The sequence below is a fragment of the Qipengyuania algicida genome (genome assembly GCF_009828025.1).
Lineage (GTDB): Bacteria > Pseudomonadota > Alphaproteobacteria > Sphingomonadales > Sphingomonadaceae > Qipengyuania > Qipengyuania algicida.
In genome coordinates, this window is record NZ_WTYA01000007.1 from 62367 (window position 1) to 83192 (window position 20826).

The 20826-nt window shown below is 62.3% G+C and carries 24 protein-coding genes; 12 read left to right on the forward strand and 12 right to left on the reverse strand.

Annotated features, from left to right (window positions below):
• Nucleotides 1-107: 107 nt before the first annotated feature.
• Complete coding sequence (locus tag GRI58_RS10035; protein ID WP_337190947.1) at nucleotides 108-1022, forward strand: glycoside hydrolase family 16 protein; 915 nt, start codon at nucleotides 108-110, stop codon at nucleotides 1020-1022.
• A 28-nt stretch (nucleotides 1023-1050) separates the two neighbouring features.
• Entirely contained in the window at nucleotides 1051-1263 is a 213-nt protein-coding gene (locus GRI58_RS10040; RefSeq protein ID WP_337190948.1) for a hypothetical protein, read from the forward strand.
• A gap of 12 nt (nucleotides 1264-1275) precedes the next feature.
• On the opposite strand, the gene GRI58_RS10045 is transcribed toward GRI58_RS10040, so the two are convergent.
• Nucleotides 1276-1944 carry a TonB family protein gene (locus GRI58_RS10045; protein WP_160753463.1) on the reverse strand — a complete coding sequence of 223 codons (669 nt, stop codon included), beginning with the start codon at nucleotides 1942-1944 and terminating at the stop codon, nucleotides 1276-1278.
• 142 nt (nucleotides 1945-2086) lie between these two features.
• Nucleotides 2087-2743 (reverse strand): alpha/beta hydrolase, encoded by a 657-nt coding sequence (locus GRI58_RS10050; RefSeq protein ID WP_160753464.1) that lies wholly within the window; start codon nucleotides 2741-2743, stop codon nucleotides 2087-2089.
• 120 nt (nucleotides 2744-2863) lie between these two features.
• On the opposite strand from GRI58_RS10050, the gene GRI58_RS10055 reads away from it, so the two are divergent.
• From GRI58_RS10055 to GRI58_RS10070, 4 genes are all read left to right on the forward strand, one after another.
• Nucleotides 2864-3901 carry a cysteine desulfurase family protein gene (locus GRI58_RS10055; protein ID WP_337190957.1) on the forward strand — a complete coding sequence of 346 codons (1038 nt, stop codon included), beginning with the start codon at nucleotides 2864-2866 and terminating at the stop codon, nucleotides 3899-3901.
• 131 nt (nucleotides 3902-4032) lie between these two features.
• Nucleotides 4033-5109, forward strand: a complete 1077-nt coding sequence (locus tag GRI58_RS10060; protein ID WP_160753465.1) for a cysteine desulfurase family protein — start codon at nucleotides 4033-4035, stop codon at nucleotides 5107-5109.
• Nucleotides 5106-5435 carry a 2Fe-2S iron-sulfur cluster-binding protein gene (locus tag GRI58_RS10065; protein WP_160753466.1) on the forward strand — a complete coding sequence of 110 codons (330 nt, stop codon included), beginning with the start codon at nucleotides 5106-5108 and terminating at the stop codon, nucleotides 5433-5435. Before GRI58_RS10060 ends, GRI58_RS10065 begins: the two co-directional genes overlap by 4 nt.
• 166 nt (nucleotides 5436-5601) lie before the next feature.
• Nucleotides 5602-6162, forward strand: coding sequence for a PEPxxWA-CTERM sorting domain-containing protein (locus GRI58_RS10070; RefSeq protein WP_160753467.1), 561 nt, complete (start codon nucleotides 5602-5604; stop codon nucleotides 6160-6162).
• 159 nt (nucleotides 6163-6321) lie between these two features.
• Here the strand turns inward: GRI58_RS10070 and GRI58_RS10075 are convergent, their stop codons facing one another.
• The gene (locus GRI58_RS10075; RefSeq protein ID WP_160753468.1) at nucleotides 6322-6879 is read right to left on the reverse strand and encodes a type 1 glutamine amidotransferase domain-containing protein; all 558 of its coding nucleotides are present in this window, start codon (nucleotides 6877-6879) and stop codon (nucleotides 6322-6324) included.
• A gap of 128 nt (nucleotides 6880-7007) precedes the next feature.
• On the reverse strand, nucleotides 7008-8021 hold the full coding sequence (locus GRI58_RS10080; protein WP_160753469.1) for a phosphatase PAP2 family protein: 1014 nt from the start codon (nucleotides 8019-8021) through the stop codon (nucleotides 7008-7010).
• A gap of 136 nt (nucleotides 8022-8157) precedes the next feature.
• On the opposite strand from GRI58_RS10080, the gene parC reads away from it, so the two are divergent.
• The gene (parC, locus tag GRI58_RS10085) at nucleotides 8158-10455 is read left to right on the forward strand and encodes a DNA topoisomerase IV subunit A (RefSeq protein ID WP_160753470.1); all 2298 of its coding nucleotides are present in this window, start codon (nucleotides 8158-8160) and stop codon (nucleotides 10453-10455) included.
• Nucleotides 10456-10527: 72 nt separating this feature from the next.
• Here the strand turns inward: parC and GRI58_RS10090 are convergent, their stop codons facing one another.
• The 6 genes from GRI58_RS10090 to GRI58_RS10115 form a co-directional block, all read right to left on the reverse strand.
• The gene (locus GRI58_RS10090) at nucleotides 10528-11082 is read right to left on the reverse strand and encodes a hypothetical protein (RefSeq protein ID WP_160753471.1); all 555 of its coding nucleotides are present in this window, start codon (nucleotides 11080-11082) and stop codon (nucleotides 10528-10530) included.
• Nucleotides 11083-11295: 213 nt separating this feature from the next.
• Nucleotides 11296-12477, reverse strand: a complete 1182-nt coding sequence (locus tag GRI58_RS10095) for a CCA tRNA nucleotidyltransferase (protein WP_160753472.1) — start codon at nucleotides 12475-12477, stop codon at nucleotides 11296-11298.
• 19 nt (nucleotides 12478-12496) lie between these two features.
• On the reverse strand, nucleotides 12497-13102 hold the full coding sequence (locus GRI58_RS10100) for a CoA pyrophosphatase (RefSeq protein WP_160753473.1): 606 nt from the start codon (nucleotides 13100-13102) through the stop codon (nucleotides 12497-12499).
• Nucleotides 13099-13647: a DUF1285 domain-containing protein gene (locus GRI58_RS10105; protein WP_160753474.1), complete on the reverse strand. Its 549-nt coding sequence runs from the start codon at nucleotides 13645-13647 to the stop codon at nucleotides 13099-13101. Before GRI58_RS10105 ends, GRI58_RS10100 begins: the two co-directional genes overlap by 4 nt.
• Before the next feature lie 24 nt (nucleotides 13648-13671).
• Nucleotides 13672-14211, reverse strand: coding sequence for a GNAT family N-acetyltransferase (locus GRI58_RS10110; RefSeq protein WP_160753475.1), 540 nt, complete (start codon nucleotides 14209-14211; stop codon nucleotides 13672-13674).
• Between the two features lie 48 nt (nucleotides 14212-14259).
• Nucleotides 14260-15462, reverse strand: a complete 1203-nt coding sequence (locus tag GRI58_RS10115; RefSeq protein WP_160753476.1) for a PQQ-dependent sugar dehydrogenase — start codon at nucleotides 15460-15462, stop codon at nucleotides 14260-14262.
• Between GRI58_RS10115 and GRI58_RS10120 the strand changes: the two genes are divergently transcribed.
• From GRI58_RS10120 to folP, 5 genes are all read left to right on the forward strand, one after another.
• On the forward strand, nucleotides 15461-16084 hold the full coding sequence (locus GRI58_RS10120; RefSeq protein WP_160753477.1) for a ribonuclease HII: 624 nt from the start codon (nucleotides 15461-15463) through the stop codon (nucleotides 16082-16084). The genes GRI58_RS10115 and GRI58_RS10120 overlap by 2 nt on opposite strands.
• Nucleotides 16085-16297: 213 nt before the next feature.
• A complete protein-coding gene (locus GRI58_RS10125; RefSeq protein WP_160753478.1) occupies nucleotides 16298-17422 on the forward strand; it encodes a site-specific DNA-methyltransferase in 1125 nt (374 codons plus the stop codon).
• Between the two features lie 182 nt (nucleotides 17423-17604).
• The gene (locus GRI58_RS10130; RefSeq protein ID WP_160753479.1) at nucleotides 17605-17859 is read left to right on the forward strand and encodes a type II toxin-antitoxin system ParD family antitoxin; all 255 of its coding nucleotides are present in this window, start codon (nucleotides 17605-17607) and stop codon (nucleotides 17857-17859) included.
• Nucleotides 17852-18142, forward strand: coding sequence for a type II toxin-antitoxin system RelE/ParE family toxin (locus tag GRI58_RS10135; RefSeq protein WP_160753480.1), 291 nt, complete (start codon nucleotides 17852-17854; stop codon nucleotides 18140-18142). Before GRI58_RS10130 ends, GRI58_RS10135 begins: the two co-directional genes overlap by 8 nt.
• A 177-nt stretch (nucleotides 18143-18319) precedes the next feature.
• Nucleotides 18320-19438 carry a dihydropteroate synthase gene (gene folP / locus GRI58_RS10140; protein WP_160753481.1) on the forward strand — a complete coding sequence of 373 codons (1119 nt, stop codon included), beginning with the start codon at nucleotides 18320-18322 and terminating at the stop codon, nucleotides 19436-19438.
• A 20-nt stretch (nucleotides 19439-19458) separates the two neighbouring features.
• On the opposite strand, the gene GRI58_RS10145 is transcribed toward folP, so the two are convergent.
• Both GRI58_RS10145 and GRI58_RS10150 read right to left on the reverse strand, forming a co-directional pair.
• Complete coding sequence (locus GRI58_RS10145) at nucleotides 19459-19974, reverse strand: hemerythrin domain-containing protein (protein WP_160753482.1); 516 nt, start codon at nucleotides 19972-19974, stop codon at nucleotides 19459-19461.
• 72 nt (nucleotides 19975-20046) lie between these two features.
• Entirely contained in the window at nucleotides 20047-20817 is a 771-nt protein-coding gene (locus GRI58_RS10150; protein ID WP_160753483.1) for an SDR family NAD(P)-dependent oxidoreductase, read from the reverse strand.
• Between the last annotated feature and the right edge of the window lie 9 nt (nucleotides 20818-20826).

The window sequence follows — 20826 nt, forward strand, 5'->3', positions numbered from 1 at the left end:
TGATTTTGCGGTTAGCGCGAGACCATTGATCGCGCTGGGCATATTGCTTGCATGAATGCTCGCGAAGGGCAATTTTAGACGCTTACCATGCTGTCGGGGAGAGGGCCGTGACGAAGAACATGCTGACGAGATTGCCGATCATTTGTGCCGTTCTGGCGTTGGCTTCGTGCTCCGGGCATGGTCCTCTTGCTGAAAATCCCTTGGCGCAAACGCCCTCTTCCACCGCCGTTGCGGCGCCCGACGGAATGCGGCTGGTGTTCGATGAGGAGTTCAATTCCGGATCACTCGACCGGTCACGCTGGAATGTCGAAGGGCCGACTTTCTGGGTCAATAACGAACAGCAAGCCTATATCGATTCATCCAAGACCATAGCGTTCGGGACGCCCGATGGAGCCGATGGCGGGGCTCTTATCTTGCGTCCGCAATATGAGCCGGGATACACCACTCCATTGGGGCGCAAGGCCGATTTCGTGTCCGGGCGGATCAATACGAGCGGCAAGTTTGCCCTGACCTATGGCAAGATCACCGCGCGCATCCGGATGCCTGCCGACGCCGGTGTGTGGCCGGCGTTTTGGATGCTCGGATATGGCCAATGGCCCGATTGCGGCGAACTCGACATAATGGAATACGTCGGCGAACCTAAATGGACTTCCGCCGCAATGCATGGACCCGGCTATTTCGGGGATACCCCGCTGGTGAAGCGCCAGACTTTCCCACAAGGCGTCGATGTCACGCAGTGGCACGAATATTCGCTCGAACGTACGCCCGATACTGTGATTTTCAGCGTCGATGGGCGAGAATTCTATCGCGTGACAAAGGCGATGGTCGAGAAATACGGGCCTTGGAGGTTCGACCGCCCGGAATATGTGATCCTCAACTTCGCCGTCGGCGGCGTCTATCCGCATAAGGTCAACGGTATCGAGAAGCCCTATTTCGGCCTGCCGCAGTCTACGGTGGACCGGATCAAGGCGGGCAAAATCGCGATGGAAGTCGACTGGGTGCGCGCGTGGGAGCGCAATTGATCGGTCAGTTCGCGCGCGTTATGGCGCGATGATGGGAGACTGGGTGCTTTCGCTGATGATGTTGACCGCTGTTGCGCTTCTGGGCGGCGCGGCGGTGAGCTGGCGTGCGCGCAAGGACCGCAAGCGTGCTCTGCTGATGGTGGTGCTGGCGGCGGTGATCGTCGCCAATGTGGTGATCTGGACGCTGCCCGGCCCGGATGGGGCGCAGAGCCCGCTGCAGCAGGCCGGACAGGACCAGTAAGCTTATCCGCCCTCAGTCGGGAATTTGCCAGACGATCGTTCCGGCATAGCTTCCGCCAACCGGCTCGCCATCCTTGCCCCTTGCAGGGTCGAAGTGGGCACGCTTGGCCACCAGCGCGCAGGTCGCCGTATCTAGCGCATCATGCCCGGTGGACGAGGTGATCGTGCAGCCGGTCACGCGGCCTTCTGCGCTGATCGCAAGCTTGAAGCTTGCGCGACCTGTCCAGTCACGCCGCGCCCAGTCCGAACGATAGTCGCTGTTGCTGACCCAGCCTGCCGGGTCGTTGCGCGGCGCTGCTGCAACGGGCTTGAACGCGCTTGCCGTCGTGCTGGGACGGGGCGAGGGAGTAAAGCTGGGGATCGCATCCGGGATCGTCGGCGTGATGACGGTCGTTGTGTCGACTGGTGGAGCGATCGTTCCCAGATCGAGGTCCGGCTTGGGCACGAACAGCTTTGTTGGCTGTTGCTGAGGTTGCGCTTTGGCGCTTTGCTCAGGAACAGGGCTGGGCGGTGGTGGCGGTTCGATCGGAAAATCGATGATCGGGCCGCTGGGCTTTGGCTTGATGATCGTGCCTGTAACGGTCAGTCCGGCGATCAAAGCCACGCCCAGTCCGGCGTGGATTGCAATCACCGCTGCCATGCTGGCGGGCGATGCCCGGCGGCTGCTGTCGAGATAGGCCATACGTCCTCTCCTCCAATGCGGCCGCCGCTTTTTCGGCGGCTCGAAGGTAAGGATGTTACAACGTCACGCGACTGGCAAGAACTTTCGCGTTTCTCGAAGCAACTGAAAAGACATTATTTTGCCGCAATTGCAGCGCGCTCGTTCACTTGATCGGGCAGGCCGGGTCGAGGCGGAAGTTCAGGTAATTGTCGACCGAGCCCATCAGTTGTTCCATCTCGTTCTCGAAGAAATGGTTCGCACGCGGGATTTCTTCGTGATGGATGGTGATGTGCTTTTGCGTGCGCAGCTTGTCGACGAGCTTCTGCACCGATGGAGGCTGAACCACCGTATCGGCCGCGCCCTGGATGAAGATGCCGCTTGCGGGGCAGGGGGCGAGAAAGCTGAAATCGTACATGTTGGCCGGGGCGGAGATCGAGATGAATCCGCGAATCTCGGGCCGTCGCATCAGCAACTGCATCCCGATCAGCGCGCCGAAGCTGACGCCGGCGACCCAGGTGGTCTGCGCTTCGGGGTGGATCTGCTGGACCCAGTCGAGCGCGGAGGCAGCATCGGACAATTCGCCGATTCCGTTGTCGAAGCTGCCCTGGCTGCGCCCGACTCCGCGAAAATTGAAGCGCAGTGTCGCAAAGCCGCGATCGGAAAAAGTCTTGTAGAGCGCCTGCGTGATGCGATCGTTCATCGTGCCGCCGCCCTGCGGATGCGGGTGGAGGATCATTGCTACGGGCGCGCGGGGGCGCTTGGCGGGAGAGAAACGACCTTCTAAACGACCTTCTGGGCCGGGAAAAATGACTGAGGGCATCTTGAACCTGTCTGAAATGGCGGTCGCGCTCTGGCCGGGTGGCATGCGCGGAGAGGCGCGCTATATAGGGATTTCCTGCCAATTCGCAATTGTTTCGAGCGTCATCCCATTTCGCAACGCATCAATCTCGATCACGCCGCCACCACTCCGTTGCGCCCGGAAGCGCGCGCGGGCGTGGAGGAGGGCTTTCGGATATGGGCCAATCCGTCCAGCCCACATGCCGACGGGCGCAAGGCACGCAGCCTGCTGGAAGATGCCCGCGCGCGGATCAAGGAGGCGATGGGCTGGGACGGTGAGTTGATCTTCACCAGCGGGGCGAGCGAGGCGGCGGCGCTGGCGCTGGGACAGGCAAAGGGCGGCGCGCGGTTTGTCGGCGCGGTCGAGCACGATGCGGTAATTCAGGCCGCGACTGACGCCGAACGTCTCGCCATCGAAGGCAATGGCATGGTCTCGCTCGAAACGCTGGAAGGGGCGGACAAGCCGGTGGTGGCTGTCCAGCACGTCAATTCGGAGACCGGGGCAAGGCAGGAAATCCGAACGTTAGCCGCAAGAGTTCAGGCAATCGGCGGCTTGCTGGTCTGCGACTGTGCCCAATCGGCGGGCAAGTTTGCGTTACCAGAGTGTGACATGGAGATCGTCTCGGCGCACAAATTCGGCGGCCCGATCGGAATCGGTGCTCTGCTGGTCAGGGACTACGCCATGCTTCACCCGACCGGCGGGCATGAGCGTGGCTATCGCCGAGGGACCGAGAACCTGCCCGGCGCGTTGGGCATGGCGGCGGCGCTGGAGGCTTGCGGCGATCCCTATGTCGATCCGCAGGTTCTCGAGCCGCTTGACGCGCTGGCCGAGGAATGCCGCGCACTCGGCGGCACTTGGCTGTCAGATCAGCTTGCCGATCCCACACCCTATATCCGCGCCATCGCCATGCCGCGCATATCGGGCAGCGCGCAGGTGATGCGCTTCGACATGGCGGGGATCGCCGTCAGCCAGGGCAGCGCATGTTCGAGCGGTACGATGAAGACCAGCCGCGTGCTTGAAGCGATGGGCGTCGATCCCGACATCGCCACGCGCACGATTCGGTTCAGCGTGGGTTGGAATACCAAGCGCGAGGAAGTGGAGCGCTTCTGCGACGTGTGGCTCGATATGGCGAAGGGATGACCTGTCGATCGGTTCACCCTGAGCTTGTCGAAAGGCCTCATTTCCCTTTACTGGGTCTCCTGAACAAAGCGGCGCTTCGACAGGCTCAGCATGAGCAGTTGTAAGGTTACGGACGCAGACCAAGTAGATACATGATCTATCTCGACTACCAGGCCAGTACCCCGCTCGCGCCCGAGGCGCGCGATGCGATGTTGCGTTGGCTCGACGGGCCGGAGGGCACTGGCTTCGGCAATCCGCACAGCCCGCACCGCATGGGGCGGATGGCTGCCGCCGCGATCGAAGTCGCGCGCGACCAAGTGGCTGCAATGATGCCGCCGGGTGGGCGGGTAATTTTCACCGGCGGTGCAACCGAGGCGATCAACCTCGCCATCCGCGGCGTGAATGCCACGGGCAGCATTTCGGTTTCCGCGATCGAACATGCCGCGGTGCTCGATACCGCCCGTGCGCTCGATCGGTGTCATATTCTGAATGTTTCGGCCGAGGGGAAATGCAATACGCGGCAGGATTTGCCCGGCGACACGCGGTTGGTCTGCGTCATGCAAGTCAATAACGAGATCGGGACGATCCAGCCGACCGTCGATTGGCAACGTAAGGCCAGGAGCGCAGGCGCGCTCTATCTGTGCGACGCTGTGCAGGCCTATGGCAAGCAGCAGGTGACCGGGGCGGACATGATCGCGGTTTCCGCGCACAAGCTGCACGGACCCAAGGGAGTGGGTGCGCTGTGGCTGCGCGACGGCGTCGAACTCATCGAAGTCCAGACCGGCGGCGGGCAGGAAGACCGCCTGCGTTCCGGGACGCTCAGCCCGGCGCTGATTGCCGGGTTCGGCGCGGCGGCGGCACTTGCAAAAGAGCGGATTGAACAGGACGCCGCCCATGTCGAAGCGCTGTGGATGCGCGCGCGCGAGCTTTTCGCCGACTGGACGCTCAACGGCAGCGAGGACGCGCGCTGGCACGGCAATCTCAATCTACGGCGCAATGGCCTCGATGTGGCGCGGCTTATGAGCGATTGCCGGGAGGTGATGTTTTCCGCCGGGAGCGCCTGCGCCAGCGGCTCGGGTCGACCCAGCCATGTGCTCAAGGCTATCGGTCTGACTGACAGCGAAGCGAAAAGTTCGATCCGGCTGGGCTTCGGGCGCTACACCAAAATGGCTGAAATCGAGGAAGCCGCGCGCCTTATCAACATGGCGGCCGAGGCGCAGGATTTATGAAAGTCCATTTCACGACCGCGGGGGGCGCAAGTGTCACGGCGGAGGGTAACCCGGGCGACAACCTTCTGCGCATGGGGCAGGCGGCGGGAATGCCGCTGGAAGGCACCTGCGAGGGTCAGATGGCGTGTTCCACCTGCCATGTGATCGTGGCCGCAGACTGGTTCGACCGACTTGCGCCTGCGAGTGACGAGGAAGAGGACATGCTCGACCTTGCTGCGGGCGCGCGTCGCACGAGCCGACTGGCTTGCCAGATCGATCTGTCAGAGGACCTCGATGGGCTGGAAGTGACGATTCCTACCGAAAGCCACGACATGCGGCGCGGGTGAAGCGGTCCCAGATATCATATCCGGCCCGGTGATGATCCATGCACCAGTGGATCGCGAGTCACTGGTGCAACTCTGGAATTCAGAAATAGTCACACCTCTATGCATCCATAGCGGCCGGACCACCGTATCAACTATGTTAACTAATTCGGTTAATGTTGCTTTACGGATGGGGAATTTGATTATGTCTTTGACGTCAAAAACTATTTTACGCGCCGGTGCGATGGCTTCGGCGCTCATCGTGACGGTTCCTGCGCATGCAGCGTTGCTGGATTTCAACTTCGCTGGCCCGTCGGGCACCGCAGTGTTCCAACTCGATTCCAATGCTACGCCGGACTTCGCCAAGACGGTGATCGCCGGCTCTGACCAGTTTGGATTTTACAATGTTGCCGGAACATTCGGCGGGATCAATGGAACTGCATCGACGATCAGCTTCGGGACTGGCATTATCGCGACGTTGAACATTGTCGCTCCGAACCTGGGCTTTACGCAGTTTTCCGGTTCGTCTTCACCGCTCTTTTCCGGCACAGCCAACAATCCGACCTTCAACACCGGCACCTTCACGCTGAAGAATCCCTTCTTTGGCAATGGTACTTTAACGGTGTCGAAGGCTGCACCTCCCGTGCCCGAGCCGGCGACATGGGCATTGTTGATTCTCGGCTTCGGCGCCATTGGCGCGACGATGCGCTCGCGCCGCGACCGCAAGAGCACGACGGTAAGCTACGCGTAAGAAGCACAGTTCGGGCAAGGCGTTTGGCGCCGCCGACTTTCGGGTCCTCCCGCTGCGGGTCGTATTGTCGTCAGGTTTCAGCCTGGCCGGTTTCCCGTGCACAGCAAAACGCCCCGCCGCATCGCTGCGACGGGGCTTTTTGATCGGTGAAAAGCGCGATCAGGCTGATTCGAGCTCGCCTTCCTTCACGCTCACTCCCAGTTTGCTGATCAGTGCGCGGCTGAAGGCGGGTATGTCGTCCGGGTTTCGGCTGGTGATGAGGTTGCCATCCTCTGCCACTTTCTGATCCACCACGTTTGCGCCCGCATTCTTGAGGTCGGTGCGGATCGATGGCCAGCTGGTGACCGTCTTGCCGCGAACCAGATCTGCTTCTGCAAGCAGCCATGGCGCGTGGCAGATGGCAGCGATGGGCTTGCCCGCATCGGCGAATTTGCGCACGATCCCGACCGCTTTTTCGTTCATCCGCAAGATGTCCGGGTTCATCTGCCCGCCGGGAAGCTGGAGAGCATCATATTCGGAAATGTCATCGATTTCGTCGACGGTCTTGTCGACCTTGACGCTCTTGCCCCAGTCTTTTTGGTCCCAGCCTTTGATTTCTCCGCTTTCCAGACTGACGACCGTCGTTTCGATACCGGCCTTTTCCATATTCTCTTTCGGCTTCATCAGCTCCGACTGCTCGAAACCGTCAGTGGCGAGGATCATAACGCGTTTTGACATAAGACAACTCCTTGATTGGTGCTTGTCTTGTCAACGCGTCAGGTCGCTCAAGCGATCCCCGCTTCTAGGTGAGCCGGGGCGCAGACAGGTCGAAAGACCGATGTTCTACGACATGGCCGGGCATTCGGTCAGATCTGAGGCTGCAGAGAGGGCGGTTTGGACGGGCTGGGAAAAGCGAAGCCTTTGGTCAGGGGAATTTTCGCACCCGCCAGATATCCCGCAAAGCGCCATATCGGGATGATCACAATGATCGACATGATCGTGTCGGACGCATAGTGCCAGCCCAGGTGGATCGATGAAATGAAGACGAGCGCTTCGAACAGTGTCGCAGCGGCAAGCCGCCAGCCCATCCCGTATTTGTGATAGATGAAGGTCACCAGCATGAGGTAAGTTGCGTTGTGCATTGACGGCGATGCACTGATGCCCGTCCCGGGCGATGGTCGTCCCAGATGGTCCAGGAGATATTGTTGCACGTGGACGGCTGTCAGATCGGGTGACAATGCCTGATGCAAGGGCACGAACCGGGCGATGCCGTAGAAATGTTCGACATAAACAGGTCCAGCGGAAGATAGCACAAGCGCGACCCAATCGCCGCCGAGAAACCACACGAGGGCGATTGTAAGCGCTGCGCGCCTGCGGAAAACCGCATCCTTCGAAAAGCACACCCAGAATGTCATCACGGTGGAAACAATCAGGCAAGGAATAAGGTAGAACCTGTCGACCCAGACCGTCATTGCAGGGGAGATCAGCGCATGGGTGATCCGCCAGGGATCCGTCCCGAAAATCGCATGGTCGATATTCGCGAAATAGAGATCGGCATAATAGGGCACCAAAGAGGGAATCGCCACTTTGATCAGCATGTAGGCCTGCATAGTGATGGCCAGTAAGGTGAAGAATATCGCCCCTTCAAACAGACGCTGACGCTCCATGTTCAATGTGCGCACAAGCACGATGTGGGGGCGGGAATATTTCCTGATTGCGATGCGTATCGCCATCAGTACCACCAGACCCACAAAGAACCACGACAGCAAGATCGCTTGTATATTCAATACGATCAGGATTCCGCCTAAATCGAACCCGGACAATGCCATGCCGATGAGCAGGTGAACTCCTACCAGCAGGAACAGCGTGGTTTTCGGCATGAATTGTCTTCGATGACTGTGCACTCCTGCCGCATATCGAAAGGTGGTTAATTTTCAGTCAGCGGTCTGCATCGTATGGGAAAAGGCATGCGACCCGCGTTGCTAGGTACGGTGGGGCACTGGTAGGGCTGCGCGCATGGCCACCAGTGATACCGAGGATCGTGAGCCCGATCCGTTCGACGCCATCGTCGATGCCCCGTTCGATTCCGCCCTGTCGGAGCGCTATCTCGTCTATGCGCTTTCGACGATTACCGCGCGTTCGCTGCCCGATCTGCGCGACGGGTTGAAGCCCGTCCATCGCCGCCTGCTGTGGGGGATGCGGCAACTGCGGCTGTCGCCCGATTCTGCGTACAAGAAATGCGCGCGCATCACCGGCGACGTGATGGGCAAGTACCACCCGCATGGAAACATGGCGATCTACGATGCGCTGGTGCGCCTCGCGCAGCCGTTCACCCTGCGCTATCCGTTGATCGAGGGACAGGGCAACTTCGGCAATATCGACGGCGATGGCGCAGCGGCTGAACGCTATACCGAAGCGCGTCTGACCAAGACCGCGATGCAGTTAATGGACGGGCTGGACGAGGGCACCGTCGATTTCGTCCCGACCTACAACAACGAGGAGCAGGAGCCGACGCTGTTTCCGGGCCTGTTCCCGAACCTGCTGGCCAATGGGTCGAGCGGGATCGCGGTCGGCATGGCGACCAATATCCCGAGCCACAACGTCGCAGAGGTACTCGATGCGACGCTCGAACTGATCGACAATCCCCATGCCGAACACGCAAGGCTGATGGAGATGTTCCAGGGGCCGGACTTTGCCACCGGCGGACTGATCGTCGACAGCAAGGAATCGATTTCCCAGGCGTATGAAACCGGACGCGGCAGCTTCCGCGTGCGCGGGCGCTTTTACGCCGCCGAGTCCGAGAATGTCGCCGATCGCGATGCCGGGATCGAGCGACTGGGCGGCGGGCAGTACCAACTGGTGATCTCGGAAATTCCCTATCAGGTGCCGAAAGGCAAGCTGATCGAACAGATCGCGCAGGTCATAGCCGACAAGAAAGTGCCGATCCTTGAGGATGTGCGCGACGAGAGCGATGAAAACATCCGCATCGTGCTGGTCCCCAAGAGCCGCAATGTCGACCCCGACCTGCTCAAGGAATCGCTCTACAAGCTGACCGATCTGGAAACCCGCTTCGGGCTCAACCTCAACGTGCTCGACGCGACGCGCACGCCGATGGTGATGGGGCTCAAGGAGCTGCTGACCCACTGGATCGCCAGCCAGATCGACATTCTCCAGCGCCGCAGCCAGCACCGGCTGGGCAAGATCGCCGACCGGCTGGAGCTGGTCGAAGGCTATATCATCGCCTTCCTCAACCTCGACCGGGTGATCGAGATCATCCGTACCGAGGACGAGCCCAAGCCGGTGATGATGGCCGAATTTGGCCTGACCGACCGCCAGACCGAGGCCATCCTCAACATGCGGCTGCGATCTTTACGCAAGCTGGAGGAGATGCAGCTGCGCAAGGAGAAGGACGAGCTGCTGGCCGAGCAGGCCGAACTCGAAAAGCTGCTTGCCAGCCCGGCGCGCCAGCGCACGCGGCTGAAGCGCGAGCTCAACGCGCTGCGCAAGGATTACGCCGAGGATACCGCACTTGGCGCGCGCCGCACGCGGATCGAAGAAGCCGCACCGGCTGTCGAATTCAGCATGGACGCGATGATCGAGAAGGAGCCGGTGACGGTGATCCTGTCCGCCAAGGGCTGGATTCGCGGGGCCAAGGGCCATGTCCCGCTCGATCAGGAATGGAAGTTCAAGGAGGGCGACGGCCCGGCCTTCGCGCTCCACGCGCAGACGACCGACAAGCTGTTGATCGCCGCAGACGATGGGCGGTTTTTCACGCTGGGCGCGGACAAGCTGCCGGGTGCGCGCGGCTTTGGCGAGCCATTGCGCAACACGCTCGATATCGATGCGGGCGCGCAGATCGTGGCGGTGATCGTCAACAAGCCGGGGCAGCGGCTTTTGCTGGCCGCCGATACCGGCAAGGGTTTCGGTGCGCAGGCCAGCGACCTCCTCGCCGAAACCCGCAAGGGCCGGCAGGTGGTGAACCTCAAGGGCAAGTCGAAGCTGGTGGTGGTCCGCCCGATCGGTGAGGGCCACGATCACGTTGCGGTGGTCGGCGACAACCGCAAGCTGGTGGTGTTCAACCTCGACGAGCTGCCCGATCTGACACGCGGGCAGGGCGTTACCCTGCAACGCTATCGCGATGGCGGGCTGAGCGATGCCACCACCTTCACGCTCGACGAAGGACTGAGCTGGACGATGGGCGGCGACAGCGGTCGCACCCGGACCGAAAACGAGATGTGGCAATGGAAGGTCGCACGCGGCGGGGCCGGGCGTTTGCCGCCAACTGGATTTCCTCGCGATAATCGTTTCGACTAGGCAGCGCAGACGTACAAAAAGGGCCGGAAGCAGCTGCTCTTCCGGCCCTTTTTCGTAGGATTTTGGCGAGGTTTACTTGTTCGCCGCGCTGTCGCCGGTCGAGGAACCCGCGCTGCCCGACGCATCGGTCTTGGCCATCGCCTGGTTGATCTGCGCCATGGTCAGGCGCGCCTGCGGGCCGTTTGCGGTGGCATCGAAATAGCTGCGCAGCAGCGTGACCTTCTTGGTCTTGTCGCCATTGATGTCGATCACGATGTTGTCGCCGTTGATCTCGTCGATCGTGCCGAGCGTCTGGTTGTCGGCAGTGGTGACGGTCGCGCCCTGAACCAGCGCGGCATCGCGCTTCGCAGCAGCGGCGGCGAGTTGCTGGTCGATCATGCCGTTCAGCTGGTCCTTGGTCACCGTGATGGTCGGGCCCTTGTCACCCTTGCCATACATCGAAACCGCGAGCGGCACCTTGTGCTTGCCCGTGTCGAGCACAGCTTGGCCGTTTTCAACCGAGACGATCTGACCGACCGCATTGCCCTGCGGACCATAAACAGTCGCGCCGACTGCCGGACCGTCGGCCGCCATCGCCGGAGCGGCGGCAAGGGCGAGTGCGAGGATGGCGGATTTGGCATATTTCATCGTAAAACTCCCGGGTTACGCAATAAACTATCCCAAGGCGCCAGAGGGCGTCCACGGGACAAAACTGATTCTGAAAGGAAGCGGATCAACGAGAAGCTGGGTCCGTTTCCGAAGGCTCCCGACGGGGAACACGGCCGGTTTTGTTTCACCGTTCGTCGCAAAACGCAACCTTCCCGCTATTCTTATGGCGTTCGGGCTTAAGCGTAGCTGAAGCTAATCGATGCGCTTCAGTTCATCTTCCAGCAGCGCGTCCACCCGCTGGCGTGGCGGGAAACCTTCCTCTACCCAGCGTTTTTCGATCCTCTGCATGATCCGGGCAACTTGCGGTCCGGCGGCCACGCCACGTGCGACGATCTCGCCGCCCTTCAGGGGGAATTGGGGAACGGTCCATTCGTCCAGATCGCGGACAGGACTGTTGGCGAGCAGCAACCGGTCCCGAGCACAGGCGAGCCCTTCTCGATAGGCGAGAGCGCGGGGATTGTTCGCATCGCTCCCGTTGCGCTCCGCCGCGCAGACGAGCCGCGCGCGCTGCGCTCTGGACAGCCGAAGCCGGGCGGAAACCGCTTCGGCCAAAGTCGGAATGGGCGGGACGAGGGCGGCCACTCGCCGGATTGGATCGGCGTTTGTATTCTCGACGATTTCAGCCGGGATCAGGCGGTCGAGCACTGCCAGTTCGCGTTCGCGCGCCTCGGGTAGCACTTCACGCAGCACGCCTGCATCGGCCATCAGCCGGACCGTCGTGCGAGGATCGGGCAGGGCGAGGATCGCGGTCAGCTCGCCGCCGATACGCTCGCGGCTAAGCCCCTTGAGCGTCGGGGCGAGCGCAGTGCAGGCAGCCAGCGCTTCGGCGTCCGGCTGCTGCCCAAAGCGCGCCTGAAAGCGGAAGAAGCGCAGGATCCGCAGATAATCCTCACGGATGCGCATTTCGGCATCGCCGATAAACCGCACCCGGCGCGCCTCAAGATCGGCCATGCCGTCGAAATAGTCCGATATTTCGAGCGTTTCGGGATGGACATAAAGCGCATTGATGGTGAAGTCGCGCCTTGCGGCATCGTCCCGCCACTCGCTTGCAAAAGAGACCGTGGCGCGGCGTCCATCGGTCGCGACATCGCGCCGCAGCGTGGTCACTTCTACCGGACCGTCGGCAAGGATCGCCGTCACGGTGCCGTGGTCGATCCCGGTGGGGACCGTGCGAATGCCCGCCTCGCGGCAGCGGTCGATCACCGTTTCGGGGCGATGGATTGTCGCGCAATCGATGTCGGCGACCGAGACTCCCAGCAGCGTGTCGCGCACCGCGCCGCCAACCCACCGCATGTTCTCCGCACCCAGTGCACGCGTCAGCAGCGCCAGCCCTTCGCGGCGGGTCCAGTCGGCGGGGGGCAGCGTGACGATCATCGCAAAGCCCGATAATGGCTTAGCCGGTCCATGCAAGTCGGCGTGAGAGATTGGCGCAGATCGCAGCGGTGACGCCCCAGACGCGATAGCCTTGGTAATGCAGCTCGTAATAACGCCGCTCGGCACCCTTCCACCACACGGTGTTCTCGCTCCAGCTTGCCGGGTCCATCAGCAGGTCCAGCGGCGCTTCGAACCAGCTTTCGACTTCGCGCTGCTCGGGTTCGAGCGGAAGATCGGGCGGGATCACGCCCAGCACCGGGGTGATATCGAAGCCCGTCCCGGTCTGATAGCGATCCGTCGCGCCGATCACCGCGACATGATCTGGCGGCATCGCCAGCTCCTCGTGGGCCTCGCGCAGCGCCGCGGCGATGGCATCCTCGCCCGGCTCACGCTTGCCGCCGGGAAAGGCGACTTGCCCTGGATGATCGCGCATCGTGCGCGGCCGCTGGGTGAGGATCACGCCGGGTCCGCCTGCGCTCGACGGTCGGTCGGTCACGGCGATCAGCACTGCGGCATCGGCAGTGCGGCTGGCATCGGCAAAGCGGGCATCGCTCAGCAGTCCGTCGATTTCGCGCGCGTGCCCGTCCTCGAACAGGCGGCTCAGCCGGTCCAGCAGAGTGCTCATGCCGGCACCAAAGAGAAGGTTTCGCCGCCGCTGATGACCGTCCAGTTGTCTCCTTGTGCGAGGGCGATCTCGGCCAGTTGCAGCCAGGTCGAACGGTCGAGCCGTGCTTCGCAACCGTGGCGGACGGTGACATAAACCGCCGGTGCATCGTCTGTGCCGTCAACGCGGATCGGATGGTCCGGTCCGGCGAAAACCAACTCGTCGGTATTGGTACGAAAGGCGATATCGCCGTCAACAGCGCGGCAATCGGTCGCGATGAAAGCGGCGTCCTCGACTTCGATTGTGAGCTTTTCCACCGGCGTTACCAGCCAGTGCTGGCCGTCGACGTCGCGGGTCAGCAGGCCGGAAAAGGCGCGCACCATTGCGGGGCGCGTGATGCGGCTGCCCTCATGGTACCAGCTGCCATCGGCGGCGATCCGCATACCGCTGTCGCCGGTGCGCCCGGGCGCCCACTGGTCGAGCGGCGGAAGCTTGCGGGCGGCGACTTCGGTAGCAATCTGCTCCAGCGTCATACCGGCAAGATCGGGGGGTGGCTCGTAAGGCATCGCCACGCCAATGCCAGAGCCGAACTACTTCGCCAAGCTTCCCTGAGAGCTACCCCAGGGGCCAAGCATTCCTTCATGCGGTAGCACCGCCGGATTGGCGCAGCGGATCAGCAGGCGGGCCGGGTCCCACGGGCCGGGGCAGCGCCAGCCGGCGGTGTGCGCGGCGGAGAAGTTCCACTGTCCGTAATAGTCGTGATCGCCGATCAGCACTTGCGGCAGGGCGGCGGCAGATGGTGCAGGCGCATCCGCGGCGGAAAGCGCGGTCGCCATCAGCGCCTTGCCGAAACCTTCGCCCTGGCGCCCAGGCATTACCGCCACCGGCCCGACCATCAGCAGGGGATGCGCACGGCCCTGTGGATCGGTCAGCGCAACCGGCCACAGCTGGATCGTGCCGACCAGCCAGTCCTCGTTATCCATCGCCGCAAAGCTGAGCGCGGGCAGCCAGTCCATCCCCGTGCGGATGCGATAGGCGGTTCGCGCGTGGCGATCCGGCCCGAACGCTGCGTCGAGCAATTGTTCGACCAGCGGCGGGTCGATCGCGGTCAGGGGGACGATGGTCGCCATTGAGCCGCGCGCGTTAAGCTCGCTTGCCCGGTGAGTCGATAGCAATTGTCAGCCCGGCGTCAGTCGCAGCAATCCGGCATTGCCACCGTCTTCCAGTATCCAGATCGCTCCGTCGGGACCTTCCGCGATTTCGCGTAGGCGGCTGCCCAGCGGATAGCGGGCGACTTCGCGAGCGGTATCGCCGCGGATTGCGACGCGGATCAGCGCCTTGCTCTTCAATCCCGCGATCAGCGCCTCGCCGTCGAGCGCAGGGAACATGGTGCCCGAATAGAAGATGAAGTCGCCCGGTGCGATGACCGGGGTCCAGCTGATCGCAGGCTTGTTGAATTGGGGCTGCGTTGCGTGGCGCGCGATCGGTTGGCCGCTATAGTGATCGCCTTCCGAAACATAGGGCCAGCCGTAATTGCTGCCATTGGTCACCAGATTGAGCTCGTCGCCTCCCGCCGGACCATGTTCGAGATCCCACAGGCGCCCACGGCTATCGACCCGCAGGCCGAGGATATTGCGGTGGCCGAGCGAATAGATGCCGGGCCGCGCAACATTCTCGTCCGCCAGCACATTGCCGGCAGCGGGCGTTCCGTCGAGATTGAGGCGCAGGATCTTGCCGAGATCGCTTCGCGGGTCCTGCGCGGGCTGGCCCTTCTGTCGCTCGCCGCTCGCGATAAACAGATGCTTGCGGTCGGGGCTGAAAGCGATGCGGTGGGAATAATGGCCTCGACCCGAAACCTTCGGGGTCTGGCGCCAGATCACCTTGAGATCCGAGATCGAACAGTTGATCGACTGGTCGCATACAAGCTTTCCGCGGCCGAGCACGGCGCCGCGCGTGTCGTGCGGACCTTCTTCCGCCCAGCTGAGATAGATCGTGCGCGTTCCCAGCGATGGCATCGATTCCCAGGGCAGGAACGCGATATCACCCAGGCCGCCCTGTCCGCCATAGTCGACTTTGGGCGCGCCGCCCACGGTCACGACCTGGTGGTTTTCGGTATCGACTGCCTTGATCGTACCGTTCTTCTCGGTGACGAACAGCCACGGCGTGCCCGGCGCGAAGCTCGCGGCCCATGGCTCGTTCAAGGTCGCCACGCGCTGGACGATGAAGCCCACACCAGCCTGCGCCGGGACACGCTCTATTTCGACGGATTTCTGCGCTGCCTTGTCTCCGGCGGGCGCACTGTCCCCCGATCTGGCTGCTCCGCAGCTTGCCGCGAGGGCGAGCGGCGATAGGATCAGGGCAAATTTCAGGACGTGTCTCATGCTCTATGCAACCCCCAACGAAGGACTTGGTGCCGCGCCTTTGATCGCAGGCGTGGACGAGGCCGGGCGCGGCCCGCTCGCTGGCCCCGTTGTTGCCGCCGCGGTTGTGTTGTGCAATCCGCAAATCCCCGGCCTGGACGATTCAAAGCGCCTTTCGCCCAAAAAGCGCGCCATGCTGGAGCCGGAAATCCTGCGGCGATGCGCTTATGGTATCGGTGTGGTCGAGGTCGAAGAGATCGACCGGATCAATATCTTCCAGGCGACCATGGCGGCAATGACACTGGCGGTTGCGCGGCTGGCGACGGCGCTCGGTCGTGATCCCGACCAGACCCTGATCGACGGCAATCTGACCCCGCAAGGCCACAGTGCCGAATGGCGCTGGCCCGCGCGCGCAATCGTTGGCGGGGACGGCCTGGAGCCGTGCATTTCCGCTGCCTCGATCCTCGCGAAGGAATACCGCGACCGGCTGATGCGCGAGGCGGCGTTGGAGCATCCCCAATACGGGTGGGAACGCAATATGGGCTATGGCACAGCCGAGCACATGGAGGCGCTGCGCATGCATGGCGCGAGCCAGCACCACCGAAAGAGCTTCGCACCTGTCGCGCAGCTGGCACTGCTGTAAGGCATCGAAGTTTGCGCAGCGTTTGAGTCTTCCCGGCCACACCGCTGCATGTCGAGTCTCGCGCTGGCGAGCGGACTCAACATCTTGTGCCGGTCCTATTTCGTTCCAACGTGTTTGACCGCTCGTTAACCATGTTCGGGCAAAATCCCTGCTTGACGCGGAGTCCGCTTGGACTCACCCTGTGGATAAGTTGTAGGATAAGGACGGACGAATATGGGGGTTTTGGAAGCCGCGAAGACGCGCGCGGCAGCGTTGGAGACTGCAGTCGAGCTTCCGCTCGGGCAGATCCTCTCCGGCGATTGCGTGGAGGCGATGCGTCGCCTGCCCGATGCCTGCGTCGATCTCGTGTTCGCCGATCCGCCCTACAATCTCCAGCTTGGCGGCGATCTCAACCGTCCCGACGGAAGCCATGTCGATGCCGTTACCGACGAGTGGGATCGGTTCGACAGCTTTGCCGCTTATGACCAGTTTACAAGGGATTGGCTAACAGAGGTGAGACGTGTTCTCAAGTCTGATGGCGCGCTGTGGGTCATCGGCAGCTACCACAACATCTTCCGCGTCGGCGCGATCCTGCAGGATCTGGGCTTCTGGATCCTGAACGATGTCGTGTGGCGCAAGAGCAATCCCATGCCCAATTTCCGCGGCACTCGCTTCACCAATGCGCATGAGACGCTGATCTGGGCGAGCCAAGGCGAGAAATCCAAATACCAGTTCAACTACCGCGCGATGAAGACGTTGAACGATGAACTCCAGATGCGTTCCGACTGGCTGTTCCCGATCTGCGGCGGCGGTGAGAGACTGAAAGAGGGCGGGCACAAGGTTCACCCGACCCAAAAGCCCGAGGCGCTGCTCTACCGCGTGCTGCTCTCCACCAGCGAGCGAGGCGATGTGGTGCTCGACCCGTTCTTCGGCACCGGCACCACCGGCGCGGTGGCGAAACGTCTGGGGCGTGAGTGGATCGGCTGCGAGCGCGAGAGCGGCTATCGCAAGGCCGCACTGGCGCGGATCGAAAAAGAGCTGCCGCTCGATGAAAGCGCGCTCTCGACCATGCAGGCGGGCCGCAGCGCGCCCAAGGTGGCGTTCGGCGCGCTGGTAGAAGGCGGCCTGATCGCACCGGGCACGCAAGTGTTCGACAAGAAACGCCGCTGGACGGCCACCGTGCGCGCCGATGGCTCTCTGATCTGCGACAAACAACACGGCAGCATCCACGGCCTCGGCAAGGAACTGCAAGGCGCGCCTAGCTGCAACGGCTGGGCCTTCTGGCACTATGAGGTCGAGGGCGAGATCAAACCGATCGATGCTGCGCGGCAGCTGTATCTTCTGGCGGCGGAGGATTGAGGGGGAGCGCAACTGGCGTGATCGTCATCCGGTCCCCGAACTGGGGCGCTTCTTTGCGGTCGAACTGCCTTGAAGAAAAGCGGGCCCCTGGATCAGGTCCGGGGTGACGTTCGGCGTATCAACACCACCTCACTTGTTGCCTGCACCAATAGTATGATACCTCCGCCCGGAAGGAAGAGCTCATGGCCACCATCCGCAAAACCATTACGCTCAGCGATACGCAGGATGCTTGGATCAAGCGGCAGATTGCGCGCGGGGCGTTTACCAATGACAGCGAGTATATCCGCGATCTTGTGCGCCGGGATCAGGAGGGGGAGGCCGGGCTCGCCGGGTTGAAGCAGGCCATTGCGAAGGGGCTCGAGAGCGGCGTTGCCGACACATCGCTCGATGCGATCTGGGCGGAGGCAGAGGAGCGGGCAAGCGCATCGGATGCGTGAGCTGGGCATCAGTCGGCTTGCGGCTGGCGATCTTGCCGATATCGCCGATTTCACGATTGCCGCGTTCGGCATCGCCCAGGCGCGCAAATACCGCGACCAGTTGCAGGCGTGCTTCGATTCATTGATCGACAACCCTCTGCTCGGGCGCAGCGCCGAAGTGGTCGCGCCGGGGCTGCGCAGAATGCGGCAGCAGGCGCATGTTGTTTTCTTTCGTGCGAGCGAAGACGAAATCCTGATCGTTCGGGTCCTGCATCATCGGATGGATTTCGAACGGCATCTTTAAGATGGGGCATGGCTGTCCTACTTCGGCCTACCCGGCTATCTCGACCTGTATGACCCTATATTCGCTCTTCCAGCAGATGGTCGCGAGAGCCCCAATCGACCCGGCCATTGCTTTTCTTCCTCAGGACCGTGTTCCATGTGTTCCATATCGTTGGAACTGCGCTAGGGCTGTCCAATTATGATCCAACAGGTCTATATCCGTCCCATCGGCTTCGCACCGTCCCCGCAAAGCGAACATGGCGGCGCGATCCGTCTAGCTGGGGGCATGGTCTATGCCAGCCGCTTTGCCGTAGTGCTGCGTCAGGACGGGCGCGTTGCCGAGCGTTGGCTGACGGGGGTTGACGATATCGACGGCGTGCTGGGGCAATTGCCCGATGCTGTGGGGGCGGAAGCAGAGGCGCAGTGGTCCAATCTGCGCTTGGCGCATGGCCCGCTCGAAATGGGCAACCGCACAGTGCGACTCGACCAGCCGCAGGTGGTGGGCATTCTCAACGTGACGCCCGACAGCTTCTCCGACGGCGGGCGTTATCTCGAAAATCGCGAGCAGGGCCGTGCCCATGCCGCCGCGATGATAGAGGCCGGGGCGGCGATCATCGACATCGGCGGGGAAAGCACGCGTCCCGGCTCCAAGGCGGTATGGGAAGGCGACGAGATTGCGCGGGTCACTCCGGCGATCGAGGATTGCGCCGCCATGGGGGCGGCGGTCAGCGTCGATACGCGCAAGGCGGACGTGATCGAAGCGGCGCTCAGCGCGGGAGCGCAGATGGTCAACGACGTGTCCGGCTTTCTCCACGATGCCCGCAGCGCGGAGGTTGTCGCGAAAGCAGGCGTGCCGGTGGTGTTGATGCATTCGCCCGGCGCGTGGCGCGAGGACCTGCACAGCGGCGGCGAGTATGACAATGTCGTGTTCGACGTGTTCGACGCCCTGCGCGCACGCCGCGATGCGGCGCTGGAGGCGGGGATCGCGCGCGAGAAGATCGTGCTCGATCCGGGTATCGGTTTTGGCAAGGAGCTTGCCCATTCGACCGCGCTGATCAATGCGCTGCCGCTGTTCCACGCGCTCGGCCAGCCGCTGATGCTGGGCGCGAGCCGCAAGCGGATCGTCGGCGCGTTATCGACTGAGGCGCCGGTGGACCAGAGGCTCGGCGGAAGCGTGGCCCTGGGGCTGGTCGGCATGGACGCGGGCGTGCAATTGCTGCGCGTCCACGATGCGTTCGACACCGTGCAGGCGCGCAATGTGTGGCGCGGCCTGCGCGATGCGGCGCTGACCGATTTCAGCGATTTGCCTGAGGATTAGACCAGTTGAGAGCAGCGCGCTCAGGCGTGCTCGTTCTCCTTTATATAGGTGTCAGGTTCTTTCTCCTCGCGCTCGTAATCGGCCGAATGCTTGGCTTCGAAACCGAGGTACTGGATGCCAAGCTGGATGCGTTCTTCCAGCGGCACACGGCGACGAAAATCGGTCAGGCCCTGCCGCTCTTCCTCCGACATGTGCTTAGAATTTTGCAGATTGGCCTCGTCGACACATTTCCACCAATCGCCCGAACCAACATCGTGTTTGCTCGCCGATTCAGCGGCTTCGGCGATCTTGTTATGATCGTCTATCGCATCGTCGGTGGTTTCTTCGGCGCTGTCGGAATCCAGCGCGCCTTTTCCAAGCTGAAGCAGGCGAGGATAGAAATAGAGTTCTTCCGCCTCCGCATGGGCTTCGAGGAAATGCTTGAGCCGGTTGAAGATACGACCGAGCGCCTTGGTGTCATCGCGCGCCATGTCGAGCGCGGCGAACATGCGGCGCTGCTGCGCGTGGTCGGCGAGAATGCAGTCGACGATATCCATGGAATTCCCCTTGCTGAAGTTTGCAACAGTAACGGGGGGAAGGGCAATGCGGTTCCAAATTGTGGTACACCGTCAGATGGAAAACCCTCCGTCACTCACCAGTACGGCGCCGGTGATGGTGGAGGCCATGTCGGACAGCAGGAAGCCGATCTGCCCCGCGATCTCGTCAGCAGTGGCGAAGCGTCCGAGCGGTGTGCCGATTTTGCCGAACTCCTCGATCGCTCGGGCGCGATCGCCCTCCATCTTGCTTTCCACAAACGAGCGGAAGCCCTCGGTCGTGTCCCAGATCGGTGTGTCGACACCACCCGGAGCGATGGCGTTGACGCGGATACCATCAGGACCTCCCTCACGTGCCGCGATCCTTGCCATGTGAGCCACTGCCGCCTTGGTTGCGCCATAGTCGACCGAGGCAATGCCGCGTACTGCGGCGACCGAGGCGGTGACAACGGCACTGCCGCCGCTGCTCTGGCGCATGGCATCCATCGCGTGTTTGAGGCCGAGGAATACGCCATCGAGATTGGTCGAACAGGTTCGTTTCCACCGTGCCCAGTCGAGCTCGGCTATCGGTTTGCCGGCGCCAGCGATCCCGGCGTTGAGCACTGCGTGATCCAGCCCTTCGAGGTGCTCGGCCACTGTGGACCAATGATCCGGATCGCCGACATCGCCGACGATTGTGTTGAAGGGGCAGGCAAGCTCCAGCCCGTCGAACCCCCTCGCGTCCCAATCGGTCAGGATCAGCCGCGCCGCACCGCGATCGGCAAGGAAGCGCGCACAGGCCGCGCCAATTCCTGATGCAGCGCCAGTAACGAGCGCGGTGCGTCCGGCGAAATCGATATCCGTCATGTCCGAAGG